15 protein-coding genes and 8 tRNA genes are annotated in these 15,923 nt (G+C 69.8%); 12 read left to right on the top strand and 11 right to left on the bottom strand.

Annotated features, from left to right (window positions below):
- Positions 1-98: 98 nt before the first annotated feature.
- The 6 genes from ACFWP7_RS33110 to ACFWP7_RS33135 form a co-directional block, all read right to left on the bottom strand.
- Positions 99-170, bottom strand: a tRNA-Val gene (locus ACFWP7_RS33110).
- Positions 171-210: 40 nt separating this feature from the next.
- Positions 211-282, bottom strand: a tRNA-Val gene (locus ACFWP7_RS33115).
- 34 nt (positions 283-316) lie between these two features.
- Positions 317-385, bottom strand: a tRNA-Val gene (locus ACFWP7_RS33120).
- Between the two features lie 37 nt (positions 386-422).
- Positions 423-494: transfer RNA gene (locus ACFWP7_RS33125), tRNA-Val, on the bottom strand.
- 1 nt (position 495) lies between these two features.
- Positions 496-569, bottom strand: a tRNA-Cys gene (locus ACFWP7_RS33130).
- 39 nt (positions 570-608) lie between these two features.
- A tRNA-Gly gene (locus ACFWP7_RS33135) sits at positions 609-681 on the bottom strand.
- Between the two features lie 157 nt (positions 682-838).
- On the opposite strand from ACFWP7_RS33135, the gene ACFWP7_RS33140 reads away from it, so the two are divergent.
- The 3 genes from ACFWP7_RS33140 to ACFWP7_RS33150 all read left to right on the top strand — a co-directional run bounded on the left by ACFWP7_RS33140 (position 839) and on the right by ACFWP7_RS33150 (position 3,715).
- The gene (locus ACFWP7_RS33140; RefSeq protein ID WP_384389115.1) at positions 839-1,876 is read left to right on the top strand and encodes a chorismate-binding protein; all 1,038 of its coding nucleotides are present in this window, start codon (positions 839-841) and stop codon (positions 1,874-1,876) included.
- 118 nt (positions 1,877-1,994) lie between these two features.
- A complete protein-coding gene (locus ACFWP7_RS33145; protein ID WP_384389118.1) occupies positions 1,995-2,816 on the top strand; it encodes an aminotransferase class IV in 822 nt (273 codons plus the stop codon).
- A 71-nt stretch (positions 2,817-2,887) separates the two neighbouring features.
- Positions 2,888-3,715: a GNAT family N-acetyltransferase gene (locus ACFWP7_RS33150; protein ID WP_384389121.1), complete on the top strand. Its 828-nt coding sequence runs from the start codon at positions 2,888-2,890 to the stop codon at positions 3,713-3,715.
- A 249-nt stretch (positions 3,716-3,964) separates the two neighbouring features.
- Here ACFWP7_RS33150 and ACFWP7_RS33155 read toward each other — a convergent pair whose 3' ends face one another.
- On the bottom strand, positions 3,965-4,474 hold the full coding sequence (locus ACFWP7_RS33155) for a DsbA family protein (protein ID WP_384389124.1): 510 nt from the start codon (positions 4,472-4,474) through the stop codon (positions 3,965-3,967).
- A 209-nt stretch (positions 4,475-4,683) separates the two neighbouring features.
- On the opposite strand from ACFWP7_RS33155, the gene ACFWP7_RS33160 reads away from it, so the two are divergent.
- Both ACFWP7_RS33160 and ACFWP7_RS33165 read left to right on the top strand, forming a co-directional pair.
- Positions 4,684-5,127 carry a hypothetical protein gene (locus ACFWP7_RS33160; protein WP_384389127.1) on the top strand — a complete coding sequence of 148 codons (444 nt, stop codon included), beginning with the start codon at positions 4,684-4,686 and terminating at the stop codon, positions 5,125-5,127.
- Positions 5,128-5,281: 154 nt separating this feature from the next.
- Positions 5,282-5,434 carry a hypothetical protein gene (locus ACFWP7_RS33165; protein WP_010988207.1) on the top strand — a complete coding sequence of 51 codons (153 nt, stop codon included), beginning with the start codon at positions 5,282-5,284 and terminating at the stop codon, positions 5,432-5,434.
- A gap of 150 nt (positions 5,435-5,584) precedes the next feature.
- Here the strand turns inward: ACFWP7_RS33165 and ACFWP7_RS33170 are convergent, their stop codons facing one another.
- Both ACFWP7_RS33170 and ACFWP7_RS33175 read right to left on the bottom strand, forming a co-directional pair.
- On the bottom strand, positions 5,585-6,145 hold the full coding sequence (locus ACFWP7_RS33170) for a CGNR zinc finger domain-containing protein (RefSeq protein ID WP_384389130.1): 561 nt from the start codon (positions 6,143-6,145) through the stop codon (positions 5,585-5,587).
- Positions 6,146-6,411: 266 nt separating this feature from the next.
- The gene (locus ACFWP7_RS33175) at positions 6,412-6,825 is read right to left on the bottom strand and encodes an SsgA family sporulation/cell division regulator (RefSeq protein WP_003959770.1); all 414 of its coding nucleotides are present in this window, start codon (positions 6,823-6,825) and stop codon (positions 6,412-6,414) included.
- Between the two features lie 191 nt (positions 6,826-7,016).
- Here ACFWP7_RS33175 and ACFWP7_RS33180 point away from each other — a divergent pair, with 191 nt between their 5' ends.
- Together ACFWP7_RS33180 and ACFWP7_RS33185 are read left to right on the top strand one after the other, a co-directional pair.
- Entirely contained in the window at positions 7,017-7,451 is a 435-nt protein-coding gene (locus ACFWP7_RS33180) for a TIGR02611 family protein (RefSeq protein WP_384389133.1), read from the top strand.
- An 81-nt stretch (positions 7,452-7,532) separates the two neighbouring features.
- Positions 7,533-7,607, top strand: a tRNA-Val gene (locus ACFWP7_RS33185).
- 409 nt (positions 7,608-8,016) lie between these two features.
- Here the strand turns inward: ACFWP7_RS33185 and ACFWP7_RS33190 are convergent.
- Positions 8,017-10,413 carry an SCO7613 C-terminal domain-containing membrane protein gene (locus ACFWP7_RS33190; protein WP_384389136.1) on the bottom strand — a complete coding sequence of 799 codons (2,397 nt, stop codon included), beginning with the start codon at positions 10,411-10,413 and terminating at the stop codon, positions 8,017-8,019.
- Between the two features lie 87 nt (positions 10,414-10,500).
- Between ACFWP7_RS33190 and ACFWP7_RS33195 the strand changes: the two genes are divergently transcribed.
- Positions 10,501-10,980: an SRPBCC family protein gene (locus ACFWP7_RS33195; protein WP_384389139.1), complete on the top strand. Its 480-nt coding sequence runs from the start codon at positions 10,501-10,503 to the stop codon at positions 10,978-10,980.
- Positions 10,981-11,019: 39 nt separating this feature from the next.
- A tRNA-Val gene (locus tag ACFWP7_RS33200) sits at positions 11,020-11,091 on the top strand.
- A 64-nt stretch (positions 11,092-11,155) separates the two neighbouring features.
- Here ACFWP7_RS33200 and ACFWP7_RS33205 read toward each other — a convergent pair.
- Positions 11,156-11,881 carry a 3'-5' exonuclease gene (locus ACFWP7_RS33205; RefSeq protein WP_384389142.1) on the bottom strand — a complete coding sequence of 242 codons (726 nt, stop codon included), beginning with the start codon at positions 11,879-11,881 and terminating at the stop codon, positions 11,156-11,158.
- A gap of 170 nt (positions 11,882-12,051) precedes the next feature.
- Here ACFWP7_RS33205 and ACFWP7_RS33210 point away from each other — a divergent pair, with 170 nt between their 5' ends.
- The 3 genes from ACFWP7_RS33210 to thrS all read left to right on the top strand — a co-directional run bounded on the left by ACFWP7_RS33210 (position 12,052) and on the right by thrS (position 15,922).
- Positions 12,052-12,618, top strand: a complete 567-nt coding sequence (locus ACFWP7_RS33210; protein ID WP_384389145.1) for a DUF4365 domain-containing protein — start codon at positions 12,052-12,054, stop codon at positions 12,616-12,618.
- Entirely contained in the window at positions 12,615-13,841 is a 1,227-nt protein-coding gene (locus ACFWP7_RS33215) for a hypothetical protein (RefSeq protein WP_384389148.1), read from the top strand. The genes ACFWP7_RS33210 and ACFWP7_RS33215 overlap by 4 nt, the downstream gene beginning before the upstream one ends.
- A gap of 104 nt (positions 13,842-13,945) precedes the next feature.
- Positions 13,946-15,922 (top strand): threonine--tRNA ligase, encoded by a 1,977-nt coding sequence (gene thrS, locus ACFWP7_RS33220; protein WP_384389151.1) that lies wholly within the window; start codon positions 13,946-13,948, stop codon positions 15,920-15,922.
- Position 15,923: the final 1 nt, after the last annotated feature.

Consider the following 15,923-nt stretch of genomic DNA (forward strand, 5'->3'; position numbering starts at 1 on the left):
ATTGAACCAGTGACCTCTTCCGTGTCAGGGAAGCGCTCTCCCGCTGAGCTAATCGCGCGGGTCACGGGGCCTGAGCCACGCGCACTGCTGGCACTGCGTGCGCGATACTGGGATTGAACCAGTGACCTCTTCCGTGTCAGGGAAGCGCTCTCCCGCTGAGCTAATCGCGCGGGTCACGGGGCCTGAGCCACGCGCACTGCTGGCACTGCGTGCGCGATACTGGGATTGAACCAGTGACCTCTTCCGTGTCAGGGAAGCGCTCTCCCGCTGAGCTAATCGCGCGGGGATCCTTGCGGACCGAGTCCTTGCGGACCAGTGGACGATACTGGGATTGAACCAGTGACCTCTTCCGTGTCAGGGAAGCGCTCTCCCGCTGAGCTAATCGCGCGGGGATCCTTGCGGACCGAGTCCTTGCGGACCAGTGGACGATACTGGGATTGAACCAGTGACCTCTTCCGTGTCAGGGAAGCGCTCTCCCGCTGAGCTAATCGTCCTTGGAGGTGGAGACGGGATTTGAACCCGTGTAGACGGCTTTGCAGGCCGTTGCCTCGCCTCTCGGCCACTCCACCAGGAGTGTGGGGAATCAGGAAGAGCCCCCACGTCCTGCGAGCGGACGACCAGGTTCGAACTGGCGACCTCAACCTTGGCAAGGTTGCGCTCTACCAACTGAGCTACGTCCGCTTGTCGTTTCCGTTCGGCTTGCGCGTCGCGGCGACGTGTTGAACTCTAGCGGATTCCGGGGCCAGCACAAAAACGCGTTTGTGCAGCGTGCTGCGGTACGTCCACTCCACGGACACGGCCGGGGCACCCGCAGGTCACCCACCCTAGACTCGACTGTGTGCTCGACCTCCCTCCCCTCGCTCGCTTCGGCGGCCGCGTCGCAACCGGCCTTGTCGATGTGACCAGCGACGCATCGGCTCTGGACTCCACCGGCTTCTGGGCCGTGTCCGCCGACTTCGAGGGACGACTTGTCTGCGCCCGTTTCCGGGACATACGGGACGAGCCGGTGCCGGCACCGGTGCCCGGGCAGTGGCGGGGTCCCACGGCCGGTGACTGGAAGTCGTCCCTCGACCGCGCCGCGTACATCGAGGGCGTACGCCGCATCCGCGCGTACATAGCAGCCGGCGAGGTCTATCAGGCGAACCTCTGCCGCGTCCTGTCCGCGCCCGTCGCGCCCGACGCCGACGTGGACGCGCTCACCGCCCTGCTCGCACGTGGCAACCCGGCCCCGTACGCCGGAACGATTCGGCTGCCCCGCCACGGCGTCGAAACAGCCACCGCGTCCCCCGAACTCTTCCTGCGCCGCGAGGGCCGAATCATCGAATCGGGCCCGATCAAGGGCACCGGACGCACTGAGGCGGACCTCCTGGAGAAGGACTTCGCCGAGAACGTGATGATCGTGGACCTGGTCCGCAACGACATCGGCAAGGTCTGCGCCACCGGCAGCGTGACCGTCCCCGACCTGTGCGTCGTCGAGAAACACCCGGGTCTGGTCCACCTCGTCTCCACCGTCCAGGGCGAACTGCGCGAGGACGCGGGCTGGCCGGAGCTCCTCTCCGCCGCCTTCCCGCCGGGGTCCGTGACCGGTGCCCCCAAGTCCAGCGCCCTGCGGATCATCGAGGCCCTGGAGACCGCGCCGCGCGGCCCCTACTGCGGAGGCATCGGCTGGGTCGACGCCGAGCGGGGCACCGCGGAGCTCGCGGTCGGCATCCGCACCTTCTGGATCGACCGGGGGGAAGGGGTGCTGCGGTTCGGCACGGGCGCCGGCATCACCTGGGGCTCCGACCCGGCGGGGGAGTGGAGGGAGACCGAGCTGAAGGCCGCCAGGCTCCTCGCGGTAGCGTCGGGGGCGTACGAGGCAGGTGGGGGACCCTGACGTGCTGTGTCCATCCGGGGGACGCGGCACCGGACAGCGGCTCCGCCGCGCGCCGGACCCCCGGCCGGTCCAGCACGTCGCACGACGGACCCGGCACTTTTCAGCGAGGTGGAATTCAGTGAAGCTCTGGCTCGACGGCGGGCTGCAGGACATCGAGGCCGCCCGCGTCTCCGTTTTCGACCACGGACTGACCGTGGGCGACGGCATCTTCGAGACCGTGAAGGCGGTCGACGGGCGGCCGTTCGCGCTGACCCGCCACCTCGACCGGCTGGCCCGCTCGGCACGCGGCCTCGGGCTGCCCGAACCCGACCTCGACGAGGTGCGCCACGCCTGCGCCGCCGTGCTGGACGCCAACCCGATGCCGCTCGGCCGACTGCGGATCACGTACACCGGCGGCCACGGACCGCTCGGCTCCGACCGCGGTGAGCACGGCCCGACCCTGGTCGTCGCCCTCGGCGAGTCCGGCCGGCGCCCCGACTCCACAGCCGTGATCACCGTCCCCTGGACCCGCAACGAGCGCGGCGCCCTGACCGGCCTCAAGACCACCTCGTACGCCGAGAACGTCGTCGCTCTGGCCCGCGCGCGCGAACAGGGTGCGTCCGAGGCGCTGTTCGCCAACACGGTGGGCCGGCTGTGCGAGGGCACGGGGTCGAACGTCTTCGTCGTCCTCGACGGCGAGATCCACACGCCGCCCCTCGCTTCCGGCTGCCTCGCCGGCATCACGCGCGCGCTCGCCGTCGAGTGGACGGGCGCCAAGGAGACCGATCTGCCGCTCGATGTCCTGGAGTCCGCCGAGGAGGTCTTCCTGACCTCCACGCTCCGGGATGTGCAGGCCGTGCACCGGGTCGACACCCGCGAACTCCCGGGCGCGCCGGGCCCGGTGACGGCCAAGGCGATGCGGATCTTCGACGAGCGGGCCGGAAACGATCTCGACCCGTAGGCCACCTGTAGGACACCCATGTCGCGGAAACCGGGATGACGGCAGGCCGCAGGGCGGGTACAACACCACTGATGACCACCACCCTGCGGCCGACCGAGCCGCTCCAGCACGCCGCCGACGGGACGCGTTCGCGTCGCTACCAAGTGTGTGTCAACAGTCGTCCGGTGGGCGCCATACACCTCGCGACCCATCCCGTCTTCGGGCCGGCCGTCGCCCAGATCCGCGAGCTCCGCATCGAGGCGCCGGACCGTGGACGCGGCCGGGGCACGGTGGCAGCGCTCGCCGCGGAGGAGGTGGCGCGCGGCTGGGGCTGCGAGCGGATCGAGACCTCTGTTCCCTCCGGCGCCGAGGCCGGGCTCCGGCTCACCAAGGCGCTCGGGTACGTCACCCGCAACCGCTGGATGGAGAAGGCGCTCGGCGAGGAGCTCCCGCCGGAACTGCCCGCCGGCAGCCGTGGCCGCCCCATGACACAGGCCGAGTACGAGCCCTGGGACCTGGAGGGCAGGGAGGGCTACGCGCAGGACTGGATCAGCCGCGGTGTGCCGGAGGCGGAGGCGTACGCCAAGTCGAACGAGAGTCACGATCAGTTGCTGCCCCAGGGACTCGCCACCGAGAACATGCTGCTCAGCGTCCTGGAACACGAGGACAAGCTGGTCGGCGACCTGTGGCTGGGCGAGCGCGACGGAAGCGCCTTCGTCTACAACGTCGAGGTCCGCGCGGCGCACCGTGGCAAGGGGTACGGCCGTACGCTCATGCTGTTGGCCGAGGCCCAGGCTGTGGCCGCCGGGAGGAGCCGTATCGCCCTCAACGTCTTCGCGGGCAACACCCCGGCCGAGCGGCTCTACGAGTCGCTCGGCTACGAGACGACGGTGTACCACCTCTACAAGAGCCTTCTGTAGTACGAGGCGACAGGGGGCCGAGTGTCCGAGTGACGCCTCCTGCTAGGCCCTGTCGTCACATTCCCGTCTGCCTCGCGACGCCATGCACGCCCTCTCGCCGCACCGGGCGCAGACCCAAGTACGTCCCGTACGAGGGTCCAGGCCCGGCACACCGAGAGCACGCACCTACTGCGACACAGGCTGCTGCCGCAGCGGGCGCGAGGCCGCCCTCCGGGCGACGACGGGAATGTGACGACAGGCCTAGCCGACCTAGGTCAGCAGACGGTCGGTGATCTCCTCGATGCGTTCGCGCAGGCCTTGCTGGCTCTTGCCGCCATCGAGGAGTTCGCCGCCGATGACGTACGTCGGGGTGCCGGTCACGCCGATGGCCTTGCCCTCGGCCTGGTCGGCGTCGACGATCAGGATGTGCCGGCCGTCGATCAGGGCGGTGTCGAACTCTTCGGCGTCCAGGCCCAGTTCACGGGCGACCTCGACCAGGAAGGGTTCGCCCTGACGGTTCAGTTCCTCGACGCGGCCGAGCACCGCCTCGATGTACGGCCACGCCTGCCCCTGCTCCGTGGCCTCCTCGGCGGCCTGCGCCGCGGCGAACGCGTGCTTGTGCTTCTCCAGCGGGAAATGCCGCAGCCGCAGCTCCAGGCGGTCGCCGTAGCGGGCGCGCAGTGCCCGCAGGTCGTCGAGGGCGCTGTGGCATTCGGGGCACTGCAGTTCGCACCAGACGTCCAGGACGGCGGCCGGACGTGCGGATGAGGAGTCGTTCATGGGTGTCAGTCTTCCAGCCCCGGCGCGAGTGCCCCAATCGGGACCGACGAGGGCCTCTGCCTGCGCGCTGTGACCGGGACCTGGGGAGGACGCCGACCCCGAGATCTCCCTGAGGTCCGCCCAGGGCATGGCATATCGGGTGTCGGGCGGTGCAGGATGGATGGGGACGAACCGACTTCGCCCGACCGAGCCCCTGCCTGGAGGACCGGATGATCGCCGAAACCGTCTGTTCCGCCGTCTCCGCGGCAGGCCTGGGCATCGCCGCGGTGACCGCCTACCGCAAGCGCTTCCTCGCGGCCGCGCGCATCGCCGCCTACTCACTCGTGCCGGTCGGCCTGGTGATGACCGGCGTCGTCGGCTGGCTGGCCGACACGGCGTTCAGTCCGACCGCATGGGCGGGCTTCGTCGTGCTCGGCGGCGCCTGGCTGTTGTTCATGACCACACGCGCCGTGGAGCGACGCGGCGGCGGCACCCGAAAGGAACGCAAGGCGGCACGCGCCGCCCAGCGTGAGGCGGTGGCCCCCGCGGCCTCGGCGCCCTCGCTGGGCCCGGCCGCCCGCCCCGCTGCCCAGTCGGCGACGACACCTCGCGCCACCGGCTCGGGGGATGACTTCAGCGACATCGAGGCCATCCTGAAGAAGCACGGCATATGACCGGGCCATGACCGACTGAAACGACACAGAGGCGCGCGGAGCGCGCGTAACCGGTCACGTTCGAGCGTCGTCATCACGTGATCCGGCGAACTCCCGTATTTTCCGGGCGTGTTGATCGACAGCGGGAGTTTGCTGCGTCATCATCGCCCGCGAGATGCTGGACACAACACAGAGCGACACCGCCGCCCCGCCCGAGGAGCGGCGTGGTTGTCTCTTCGCGCTCTCCCAGCCACCGCTGATGATCTTCCTAGCGGTGATCGGCTGTCTCCTGCTCATGGCTTCGCTGCACGACCTGCTGCTGCTCTGAGCCGTACACGGAGCCCCTGGCGCCACCCGCCGAGGGCTCCGTCAACCCGCCGTACCCCCGGCGTGAGCCTGCGGGGATGGGCCCACTCCCTTGTGCCGGGCCTGAAGGGACGGCCCCCTCTCCTGGTGCCGGCCCGAAGGGATGCGCCCGTCAGCCCGCTGCTTCCTTGCGGCGTGCGCGATATGCGGCCACGTGGAGGCGGTTTCCGCAGGTGCGGCTGTCGCAGTAGCGACGGGAGCGGTTGCGGGACAGGTCGACGAAGGCGCGCCGGCAGTCGGGGGCCTCGCAGCGGCGGAGCCTCTCCTGCTCCCCCGCCACCACGAAGAAGGCCAGCGCCATCCCGCAGTCGGCCGCGAGGTGGTCGGCGATCGAGGCGCCCGGCGCGAAGTAGTGCACGTGCCAGTCGTAGCCGTCGTGGTCGGTGAGCCGGGGCGTGGTGCCCGCGGCGGCGATCAGCTCGTTGATGAGACCGGCGGCGAACCGCGGATCGGCGGCGGCGAAGATGCCGGAGAACCGGTCGCGAACCCTGTGCACGGCGGCGAGGTCGTACTCCGACAGCACGCCGACATCGCTGATCTCGTGCTTTCGTACGAAATCGGCGAGAGCGGCGACATTCGCGAGGCCGTCGTCCGTCGTGTGGTCCTCCGGCGCGGTGTTCACCAGATCCACCACGGCGTCGAGGGCGCACCGGGTGTCGTGGGTGATCAGCACGATTCGCTCCCTGGCCTGGGGGTCGGGCTGGCGCCCGCCCGATGCTGGCCGATGGTAGTGGCTTCGCGGCGCGGGGGAGTGGTGCCTGTTCCGGCCGGGGTCACCGGGGTGGGCCGGCGTGCGGTCCCCGGGGTTTGCCGGGCACACGCACCGGCGCCGCCCCCGCGGAGATCCGCGGCGACGGCGCCGGTGTGTTCCCTATTCGGTTGTCCAGGCCCGAGCCGTCTCCCCGAGTGGACGGCGCCGGGCGGCTCTGAGGTATCTCGTCAGCTCTCGGCCAGGATGTGTGAGAGCTCCGTGTCGAGATCGAAGTGCCGGTGTTCCGTGCCGGGGGGCACGGCGGCGTCCGTTCGCTTCAGGAACGACTCCAGGGCCCGCGCAGGGGCCTCGAGCAGGGCTTCGCCCTCTGGGGAGCTCAGGGCGATGCACACGACGCCCTGGCCGTGGCTCCGGGACGGCCAGACTCGGACGTCGCCGGTACCGGTGGGCCTGTGCAGGCCCTCGGCCAGGAGGTCGCGGGCGAACACCCACTCGACGGTTTCCTCGGCTCCGGTGTGGAAGGTGGCGTGCACGGCGTAGGGATCGGCCGTGTCATACCGCAGTCCTGCGGGAACAGGCAGTGAGGACTCGCTCGACACAACGAGGCGCAGGTGCAGCTCGCAGCTGACCGTGGTGTTCATAAGCGCCAGGGCCTTTCGCTCAGTGTGCGCTCGGGGATTCGCACGTCGGCGAAATCGACATGCCACCTACGGTGCCGTTGTAAACCCCTCTGAGTGTTTTGCGTGCCTTTACGTAACTCATCCGGCCGAGAGCTCGTTCGCCGGATAGGACCATTCCGGTGACTGGTTTCTCTCGGGTAGGGTTTGGTCGTATGAATACGGGGAGTGACGAGCCGGGCGAGATCGCCACGGTTGAGGACGGGACGAAGGTCGAGCGACCGCTCGGTTCACGGGCGCCGCATTTCATCAAGGCGCGTCGCACGTTGCACCTGAGCTGGCAGGTGGGCGTTTTCGTCGTGGGGCTCGCGGTGGTCGGCGCGGGCGTGATCATGCTTCCGCTGCCGGGCCCCGGCTGGCTGGTGATCTTCGGCGGCATGGCGATCTGGGCGACCGAGTTCGTCTGGGCGCAGCTGGTGCTCCGCTGGACGAAACGCAAAGTGACCGAGGCGACGCAGCGTGCGCTCGATCCCAAGGTGCGGCGCCGCAACATCATCCTCACGACGATCGGGCTCGTGATCATCGTGGCCTTCGTCGCCGTCTACGTCTGGAAGTTCGGCTTCGAGATGCCCTGGAACATCAAGGAGTGACGCTCCGCACTAGGGGCCTCCGACGGTTCCTCGGCCGGTCGAAGCCACCCTCTGACATGGGGTAATGTTCTCCGTGCGCCCGGGCGATTAGCTCAGCGGGAGAGCGCTTCGTTCACACCGAAGAGGTCACTGGTTCGATCCCAGTATCGCCCACCACCGCGTCAGGCGGCCCATCCCCACGTACGACGTGGACCGGGCCGCCTTCGTCGTTTCTGCCTGGGTGAGTCCTGTCCCGGCGCTCACCCGGAGCTCTCCGCACCGTGTGCGGCAAGCGCTTACCCAAATCGATTCATGCGGCGAGCGCATCGATGTCGCGTCGAGGACTGGAAATCCTCCGGACGTATTCCAAACACCGTGGGATTTCTTCCGAAGTACGACAAGAGAACTGTGCTGTTCCACATCGAGCCCCAAAGGGAAACATCTCCGAGTACCCGTCAGATCCAACACCATGTCAATTGTCGTCGACGAGAAGGTATTTGAGGAATCCGTCAACAGGCCCGAACAGGGTCGGACCTGGGACGAACAATTCGCCACCCTCTGTGCCTCCGTCAGAACAGGCCCTCCGTCAGCGCATCCTTCCCAGCGCCTCCCGTACTCGCCGCGCGTCCCGGATCCGGCGCTCGTACGTCGCACCCAGTGCGAGCAGCAGCAGGCCGGCGAGCGCGGGAGGCGCCCAACGGGGGAGCGCGCCGGCCACCTGCGCGATGTACGGGGCGAGTTCGTGCAGGGCGTCGAGGGCGAGCACCGTGCCGCCCAGGACGAGCGGTGCCTGGAGGCGGTGCCGGGCGCCCACGAGGGTGACCGTGAGTGCCGCGCCGCCGAGCAGCAGCGGGCGCAGCCAGTGCGTGTCCCCCCATGCCGCGAAGAGGCTCGGGACGAGAGTGACGGCGATGCCCGGTCCGTATGCCGTCCAGGACGAGGCCCGGGTGTCCTTGCCGCGCCGGATCACCCCGACGAGCAGTGCCGGGACGGTCACCGGAAGGGTGTACGCCTCCGGTGAGCCGACGTCCCAGGACGCCAGGCGCACCCAGGTGGCCAGCACGAACAGGGCGGCTGCCGCGTAGCCGACGGGGCGCCGGTCCTCTCGTACGGCCGTGCCCGCGGCGATCACTCCGCAGAGGGCCAGGACCAGGGCCAGCATCGGCGGATCGGTGACCGTGAGTCCGACGGCGAGCAGCGCGGCGGTGGCTCCGGTGACTTCCATGGAAAGGGTCGTCGGGGAGGCGCCGAGGCGGGCCGCGAGCAGTACGGCGGCGACGGGCACCACGAGGACGAGCAGCGCGGTCTGCTGCGACGGCCAGCCGAGAGCTGCCCCCACGGCACAGGCGAGGGCGGTGGCGTGGCCGAGTGAAGCCGGTGCGGTGACCGGGCCGAGGCGCGATTGCCGGGCGGCGACCGCGAACAGGGCGGTGAGCGTGGCCAGGACGCTCAGAGTCGCCGGCCTGGAGGCCAGGGCGAGGAGGGCGAGGCTGAGAGAGGTGAGGAGGGAGAGACAGAGGGCGACGAGAGGTACGGGCGCGGGAAGCGTTGGGAGCCGCGGAGACCGAAGTGCGTACGCCACGAGAGCCGCAGTCACCAGGAGCTGCGCCAACAGGCCTGCCGCATAGGGGAGTTCGAAAGCTGCGGGGATGATGAGCGCCGTTGCCCAGACCAACGTCAGCGCGCCGGTCAGGGCCTGCGGACGCCAGGAGACCGTGCCGCGGGCCGCCACCGCCAGGACGGCGGCGACGAGTGCGAGTACGAGAGGTGCCGTGGCCGCGTTCGGGGGCCAGGGCAGTTCGGTCGTCACCGCGTCGCGGGCGGTCGCAGGGGATCCGGACCACGCGCTGCGGACCCAGTCGACCGGGCCAAGAAGAGCGATGGCGACCGTGGACAGTGCCCACAGCACCGCGACGGCCTGCACACAGCCGGACGCCCGGGCGAGACCGTGCCGCAAGGGCTCGGGAAGGCGGGTGTGCAGGACCGCCAACAGGGCGACACCGCACACCAGATAGCCGGGAACCGTCCATGTGTCGGGCAGCGACGAGCGCAGGACGCCACCGGCACCGGCGACCGAGATCAGGCCTCCGGTCAGCGCGATGCCGGTGCCGACGCGCGGCTTCGGGGCGTGCCACGCCGCGGTCAGGGCGATCGCCGCGGCGAAGAGGAGGAGCGCCGCCGCACGGGCGGCGGCGCTCGTGCCGGAGGCCGTGGACAGCCAGCCGGCGGCAAAGGTGCCCCAGCCACCCATGACGCACGCGCCCACGGTCGCGACGACGCGTACGGACTTCACGGGTGACCGGAGGGCGAGAACCGTGTCGAACGCCGCCGTCAGCAGCAGCGCGGCCGTCACGGTGTGGGCGCCCGCGCCGGCCGCGCCCGCCCAGAGGAGCAGCGGGAGCTGGGCCGTCGCCGTCGCGAGAGGCAAAGGCAGGTGCAGTCGACCGGTGTCCGGCGCCGAGACCAGCGCGCCGAGCGTCAGCCCGTACGCCGCCCATGCCACGGCCAGTACCGCCGACGCCACGGCCGCGTACCCGAGGCCGTCCGTCTCCGGGAGCGCCACCTCGTACAGCGCGTAGGAGTCAAGGACCGTCAGCGCGAGACCCAGACCCGCCACCGACTCCGCGGTCGAGCGCAGCCCCCGCTTGAGGAGCGGCGCGGGCGCGCCCAGCGCGGCCAGCGTCAGCGCGCCCAGCACCAGAGCCCGTCCGGCGATGCCCAGGTGGCCCCAGCTGACCAGGGTGAAAGCGATCGCGGCGATGGTCAGCAAGATGCCGCCGAGGATCAGGAGCACGTTCTGGACACTGGGCGCCGTGGTCTCGGGCTGCCGGCGTACGTCGGCGGGCCGGGGTGCGGGCACCGGATACAGCGCATGGATCAGCCATGCGCGGCGGGCCAGCAACTGGGCCCGGCGTGCGTCGAGTTGCCCCAGCTCGGTGTCGAGGAACCGCAACTCCTCGGCCGGGGGCGGGATATGGGTCATGCCGAGGAGTGTGGTCCCGGTCACGTTGCCCGGCATGAGTGCGCATACTCAGTCGGTACTCATCTCCCGGGCGGGCACACTCCGTACATGGACTGGATCCGTTACCGTTTCCACAGCGTGTGGGACCTGCCCGCGCCGCCGGCCGACGTGTACGTCGCACTGGAGCGGGCCGAGGAGTATCCGCGCTGGTGGCCGCAGGTGCGCGAGGTGACCCGCATCGACGACCACAGCGGTGTCATCCGGATCCGATCGACGCTGCCGTACGACATGACGTTCACCGGGCGTGAGGTGTGCCGCGATCCGGACGGCGGCGTCCTGGAGATCTCGATGTCCGGCGACATCAACGGCTGGGCGCGCTGGACGCTCACCGCCGACGGGGCCGGTACCCGGGCCCAGTACGACCAGGAGGCCGAGGTGAACAAGCCTTTGCTGCGGCGCCTCGCCGTGCCCGGGCGGCCCGTCTTCCGCGCCAATCACGCGCTGATGATGCGCGCGGGGCGGCGCGGACTCAGGGCATACCTGGAAGCTCCGGGCGCACCTGGAAGCGGTTTGGACGAAGCGGTTTGAACGACACCCTCCGAGACCTGTATTGTTCGGTGCGTTCCCGGGCGATTAGCTCAGTGGGAGAGCGCTTCGTTCACACCGAAGAGGTCACTGGTTCGAACCCAGTATCGCCCACCCGGAGAAGACCGGTCCGTCACAGACGGACCGGTTTTTCTGTGTGCTTGTGTGCTTCCGCTTTTCAGGCTGCCTCCTGCAGGTCCGGGCGCAGCGGCCACGCCGGATCCACCGACTCCTCCGAGCCGCTGCGCGCGAACCACGCCTGCAGGCCGCGCGCCTGAGCCGCGTGCCACACGGCCTGCAGGGTGTGCAGTTCGGCCGGGGACAGCCGCTCCAGGCGGGCCGGGAACCGGCGCCCGACCGCCCGTACGACATCCATCGAGGCCAGCGCGTCGGCCGCCGCGTCGTGCGCGCCCTCCAACTCCACGCCGTAGTGCGCGCAGAGGTCGGTGAGCGTGCGCCGGCCCTTGCGATAGCGGTCCAGATGCTTGTCGAGGACCCGGGGGTCGAGCACGCGCAGCGGCTTCGCCTCGAACCAGCGGTCGAGTGACGAAGCGCGATGACGGCGCAACTCCCGGTCCAGCAGGGTCAGATCGAAGGGAGCGTTCATCACCACGAGCGGGCGGCCCGCCGCGGCCTGTTCGGCCAGCTCCCTCGCTATCTCGTCCACCACGGGCGACGGCCAGCGGCCGTTGCATTGCAGATGCTCATCCGTCAGCCCGTGCACCGCCGTCGCCCCCGCGGGCACCGGCACTCCCGGGTTCACCAGCCACCGGGTCACCCGGGGACGGGTGCCCGGAGCATCCTGGACGACGACGGCGGCCGACACTATCCGGTCGGTCTCGACGTCCACGCCGGTGGTCTCCGTGTCGAACGCGGCCAAGGGGCCCTCGTACCAGCACGTCATACGAACACAACTCCTCGTTCACCCAAGGCAGCTGACGCGCCGTCTTCTGCCAGTTTGGTGATACCCGGGCTGTTTGCGTCGTACGCCGGGAGGAGACAACAGAGATACGGGTCTTCGCAGTTCAGCGGCCCGTCGCGGGGATACACCTGGTTTGGAAGGCTGTTGGACTCATGGCACTCGCGCAGCCCGAGTGGGGAGGGCTGCTGCCCCAGCGCACAGCACCCCACAGAGGCTCACTCGCCACCACCGCCTGCATGGAGACACTGCAGGTGGGTTATCTGCACGCCGTCGCGGCGGCCGCAGGCTGCTCGCTGTCCCAGCCGTTTCCCGACAACGGCATCGACTGGCACGTCAGCCACAGCGCCCCCGGGCACACGGTCGACGACGAAGTCACCATCAAGGTGCAGCTCAAGTGCACGTACCAGATACCGCCGAACCCACCGGGCCCGGCCTTCTCCTTCACGCTCGACAACGCTCACCTGGAGAAGCTGGCCCGCACCCCGGTCTCGGTGCACAAAATACTGGTCGTGATGCTGGTGCCCAGATCGCAGGACGAGTGGCTGCGCGCCGGCCACGACCGCCTCGACCTGCGCCACTGCTGCTACTGGATCAACCTCGCCGGCCACGCCGTCACCGGCCGGCGCAGGACCACCGTCCGCATACCGACCGCGCGCATCTTCGACGACAGAGCGCTCTGCGAGATGATGACGCGGATCGGGACGGGAGGAAAACCGTGACGCACCGCCCGATCGACGAGGTACTGCGGCCGGTGAGGCCGCATCCGGTCGACGCCCAGTGGAACGAACCACCCGAGCCCGACAAGGTCGACCCCGCAGTGCTCAGCGCGCTGCTGCACCGGCACGGCTGGCAGCGGCGCGGCGGGGCACCCGGACGGTACGGCCGCTGGACCCCACCAGGGCCCGGCGGCGGCGGTACGAGCCTGCTCGTACCGGAAAGCCGGGCCTTCCCCGACAGTGACGACCTGCTCGGCGAGGCACTCGTCGCGCTCTCGCGCAGCGCCTCCCCCTCCGCGCGCGACGTCCTCATCGCGCTCGCCGTGCCCAGCGACGAGATCCGCTGGTGCCGCGATGTCCCGAGCGGACCCGTGGGCGTCACGCCCTGGACCGTCGAGGAACAACTGCGCGCCGCCGCCCGTCAGATGCTGCTGGCCGGGGCCCTGGCCACGCGCGCGCGTGCGGGCTACTACGGCGCCCGCCACCGCAGGCCCGCCGTCGCCGCCCTGGAGAGCGTCCTCGTCGGCGCCGAGCCCGACGGACGCCAGCTCACCGCCTTCGTGCCCGTCGACACCGGGCGCCCCTTCGCCGTACGCCTGCACCAGGCGCTCTACGCCGCCCGCGAGGCCATCGACTACCAGCGGGCCACCGGCGGCATGGACGCCTTCGACGCGGCTGTCGAGGCAGGCGTCAGCCGCGAGCTCACGGAAGCCCTGGTGGCTCTCGTACGCGGCACCGAGGGCGCACGGGTCGCCGTCGAGTGGGCGCCCGCGGCCGGCGTCCCCGAAGGCTGCGCCGCTCCCACCGAGTCCGTCGAGTTCTCGCCCGGCGACCTGCCCGTGCTGCGCGAGGCCGGGGCCCGCTTCCTGCGCGAGGAGCCCTCCGTGCCGGTGCGCGTCACGGGCGCCGTCGTCCTGATGCGCAGGTCCGGGCAGCGCGGCGAGGGCAGCGTACGGCTGAAGGTCATCGCCGGGGCGGAGGTCCCGTACATCCGGATGACGCTCGACGAGGAGGCGTACCGGATAGCCGGCCACGCCCATCTGGTCGGGCTGCCGGTGCGGGTGCACGGGCGGCTGGAGAGCCGGGGCGGCTTCCGCCGGCTCACGGACGCCTCGGGGGTCGTACCGGTACAGGTTGACGAGGCCGAGCGGGACCGGTTGATGAAGTCGCTCCAGGAGACCGCAGAGATCACGGCCTTCTTCGAGGAGGCGTGCAGCGGGGACTGAAACGGGGTGGCGCTTAACCGTTTAGCGAACGGGACCCGAGGCTCGGTACGATTCCTGTCTGCGTACGCGCACGTGTACGCGCCCACCTCAGTCAGGAGAGACCGGTGTCAGACGTCCGTGTGATCATCCAACGCGATTCCGAGCGGGAAGAGCGAGTGGTGACGACGGGGACTACGGCCGCCGACCTCTTCGACGGGCAGCGCACCATCGTCGCGGCCCGCGTCGGCGGCGAGCTGAAGGACCTGGCGTACGCCGTGCGGGACGGCGAGGAGATCGAGCCGGTCGAGATCTCCTCGGAGGACGGTCTCAACATCCTGCGCCACTCCACCGCGCACGTCATGGCGCAGGCCGTGCAGGAGCTCTTCCCCGAGGCCAAGCTGGGCATCGGCCCGCCGGTCAAGGACGGCTTCTACTACGACTTCGACGTCGAGAAGCCCTTCCACCCCGATGACCTCAAGGCCATCGAGAAGAAGATGCAGGAGATCCAGAAGCGCGGCCAGCGCTTCTCCCGCCGTGTGGTGACCGACGAGGCGGCTCGCGAGGAGCTGGCGTCCGAGCCGTACAAGCTGGAGCTCATCGGCATCAAGGGCGCCGCGTCCACGGACGACGGGGCGGACGTCGAGGTGGGCGGCGGCGAGCTGACCATCTACGACAACCTCGACGCCAAGACCGGCGAGCTGTGCTGGAAGGACCTCTGCCGCGGTCCCCACCTGCCCACCACCCGCTACATCCCGGCGTTCAAGCTGATGCGCAACGCCGCCGCCTACTGGCGCGGCAGCGAGAAGAACCCCATGCTCCAGCGCATCTACGGCACCGCGTGGCCGTCCAAGGACGAGCTGAAGGCGCACCTCGACTTCCTCGCCGAGGCCGAGAAGCGCGATCACCGCAAACTGGGCAGCGAGCTCGACCTGTTCTCCATCCCCGAGCAGATCGGCTCCGGCCTCGCCGTCTTCCACCCCAAGGGCGGTGTCATCCGCCGGGTCATGGAGGACTACTCGCGCCGCCGGCACGAGGAGGAGGGCTACGAGTTCGTCTACACCCCGCACGCCACCAAGGGGAAGCTCTTCGAGACCTCGGGCCACCTGGACTGGTACGCCGACGGCATGTACCCGCCCATGCAGCTCGACGAGGGCGTGGACTACTACCTCAAGCCCATGAACTGTCCGATGCACAACCTGATCTTCGACGCGCGCGGCCGCTCGTACCGTGAACTGCCCTTGAGGCTCTTCGAGTTCGGCACGGTCTACCGCTACGAGAAGTCGGGCGTCGTACACGGCCTGACCCGTGCCCGCGGCTTCACCCAGGACGACGCGCACATCTACTGCACCAAGGAGCAGATGGCGGACGAGCTCGACAAGACGCTCACCTTCGTCCTGAACCTGCTGCGCGACTACGGCCTCACCGACTTCTACCTGGAGCTGTCGACCAAGGACCCCGAGAAGTTCGTCGGCTCCGACGAGGTCTGGGAGGAGGCCACCGAGACGCTGCGGAAGGTGGCCGAGAAGCAGGGCCTCCCGCTGGTCCCGGACCCGGGCGGCGCCGCGTTCTACGGCCCGAAGATCTCCGTCCAGACCAAGGACGCCATCGGCCGCACCTGGCAGATGTCGACCGTGCAGCTCGACTTCAACCTGCCGGAGCGTTTCGACCTGGAGTACACCGGCCCCGACGGCACCAAGCAGCGCCCGGTGATGATCCACCGCGCCCTGTTCGGCTCGATCGAGCGCTTCTTCGCGGTGCTCCTGGAGCACTACGCGGGCGCGTTCCCGGCCTGGCTGGCGCCCGTGCAGGCGATCGGCATCCCGATCGGCGACGCGCACGTCGAGTACCTGGAGAAGTTCGCCGCCGAGGCGAAGCGGAAGGGGCTGCGCGTCGAGGTCGACTCGTCCTCCGACCGTATGCAGAAGAAGATCCGCAACGCGCAGAAGCAGAAGGTGCCCTTCATGGTCATCGCGGGCGACGAGGACATGGCGGCCGGCGCCGTCTCCTTCCGCTACCGCGACGGCTCGCAGGAGAACGGCATCCCTCTCGACGAGGCGATCGCCAAGATCGCGAAGGTCGTGGAGGAGCGGGCGCAGGTCTGAC

Source organism: Streptomyces sp. NPDC058470, assembly GCF_042721055.1.
Taxonomy (GTDB): domain Bacteria; phylum Actinomycetota; class Actinomycetes; order Streptomycetales; family Streptomycetaceae; genus Streptomyces.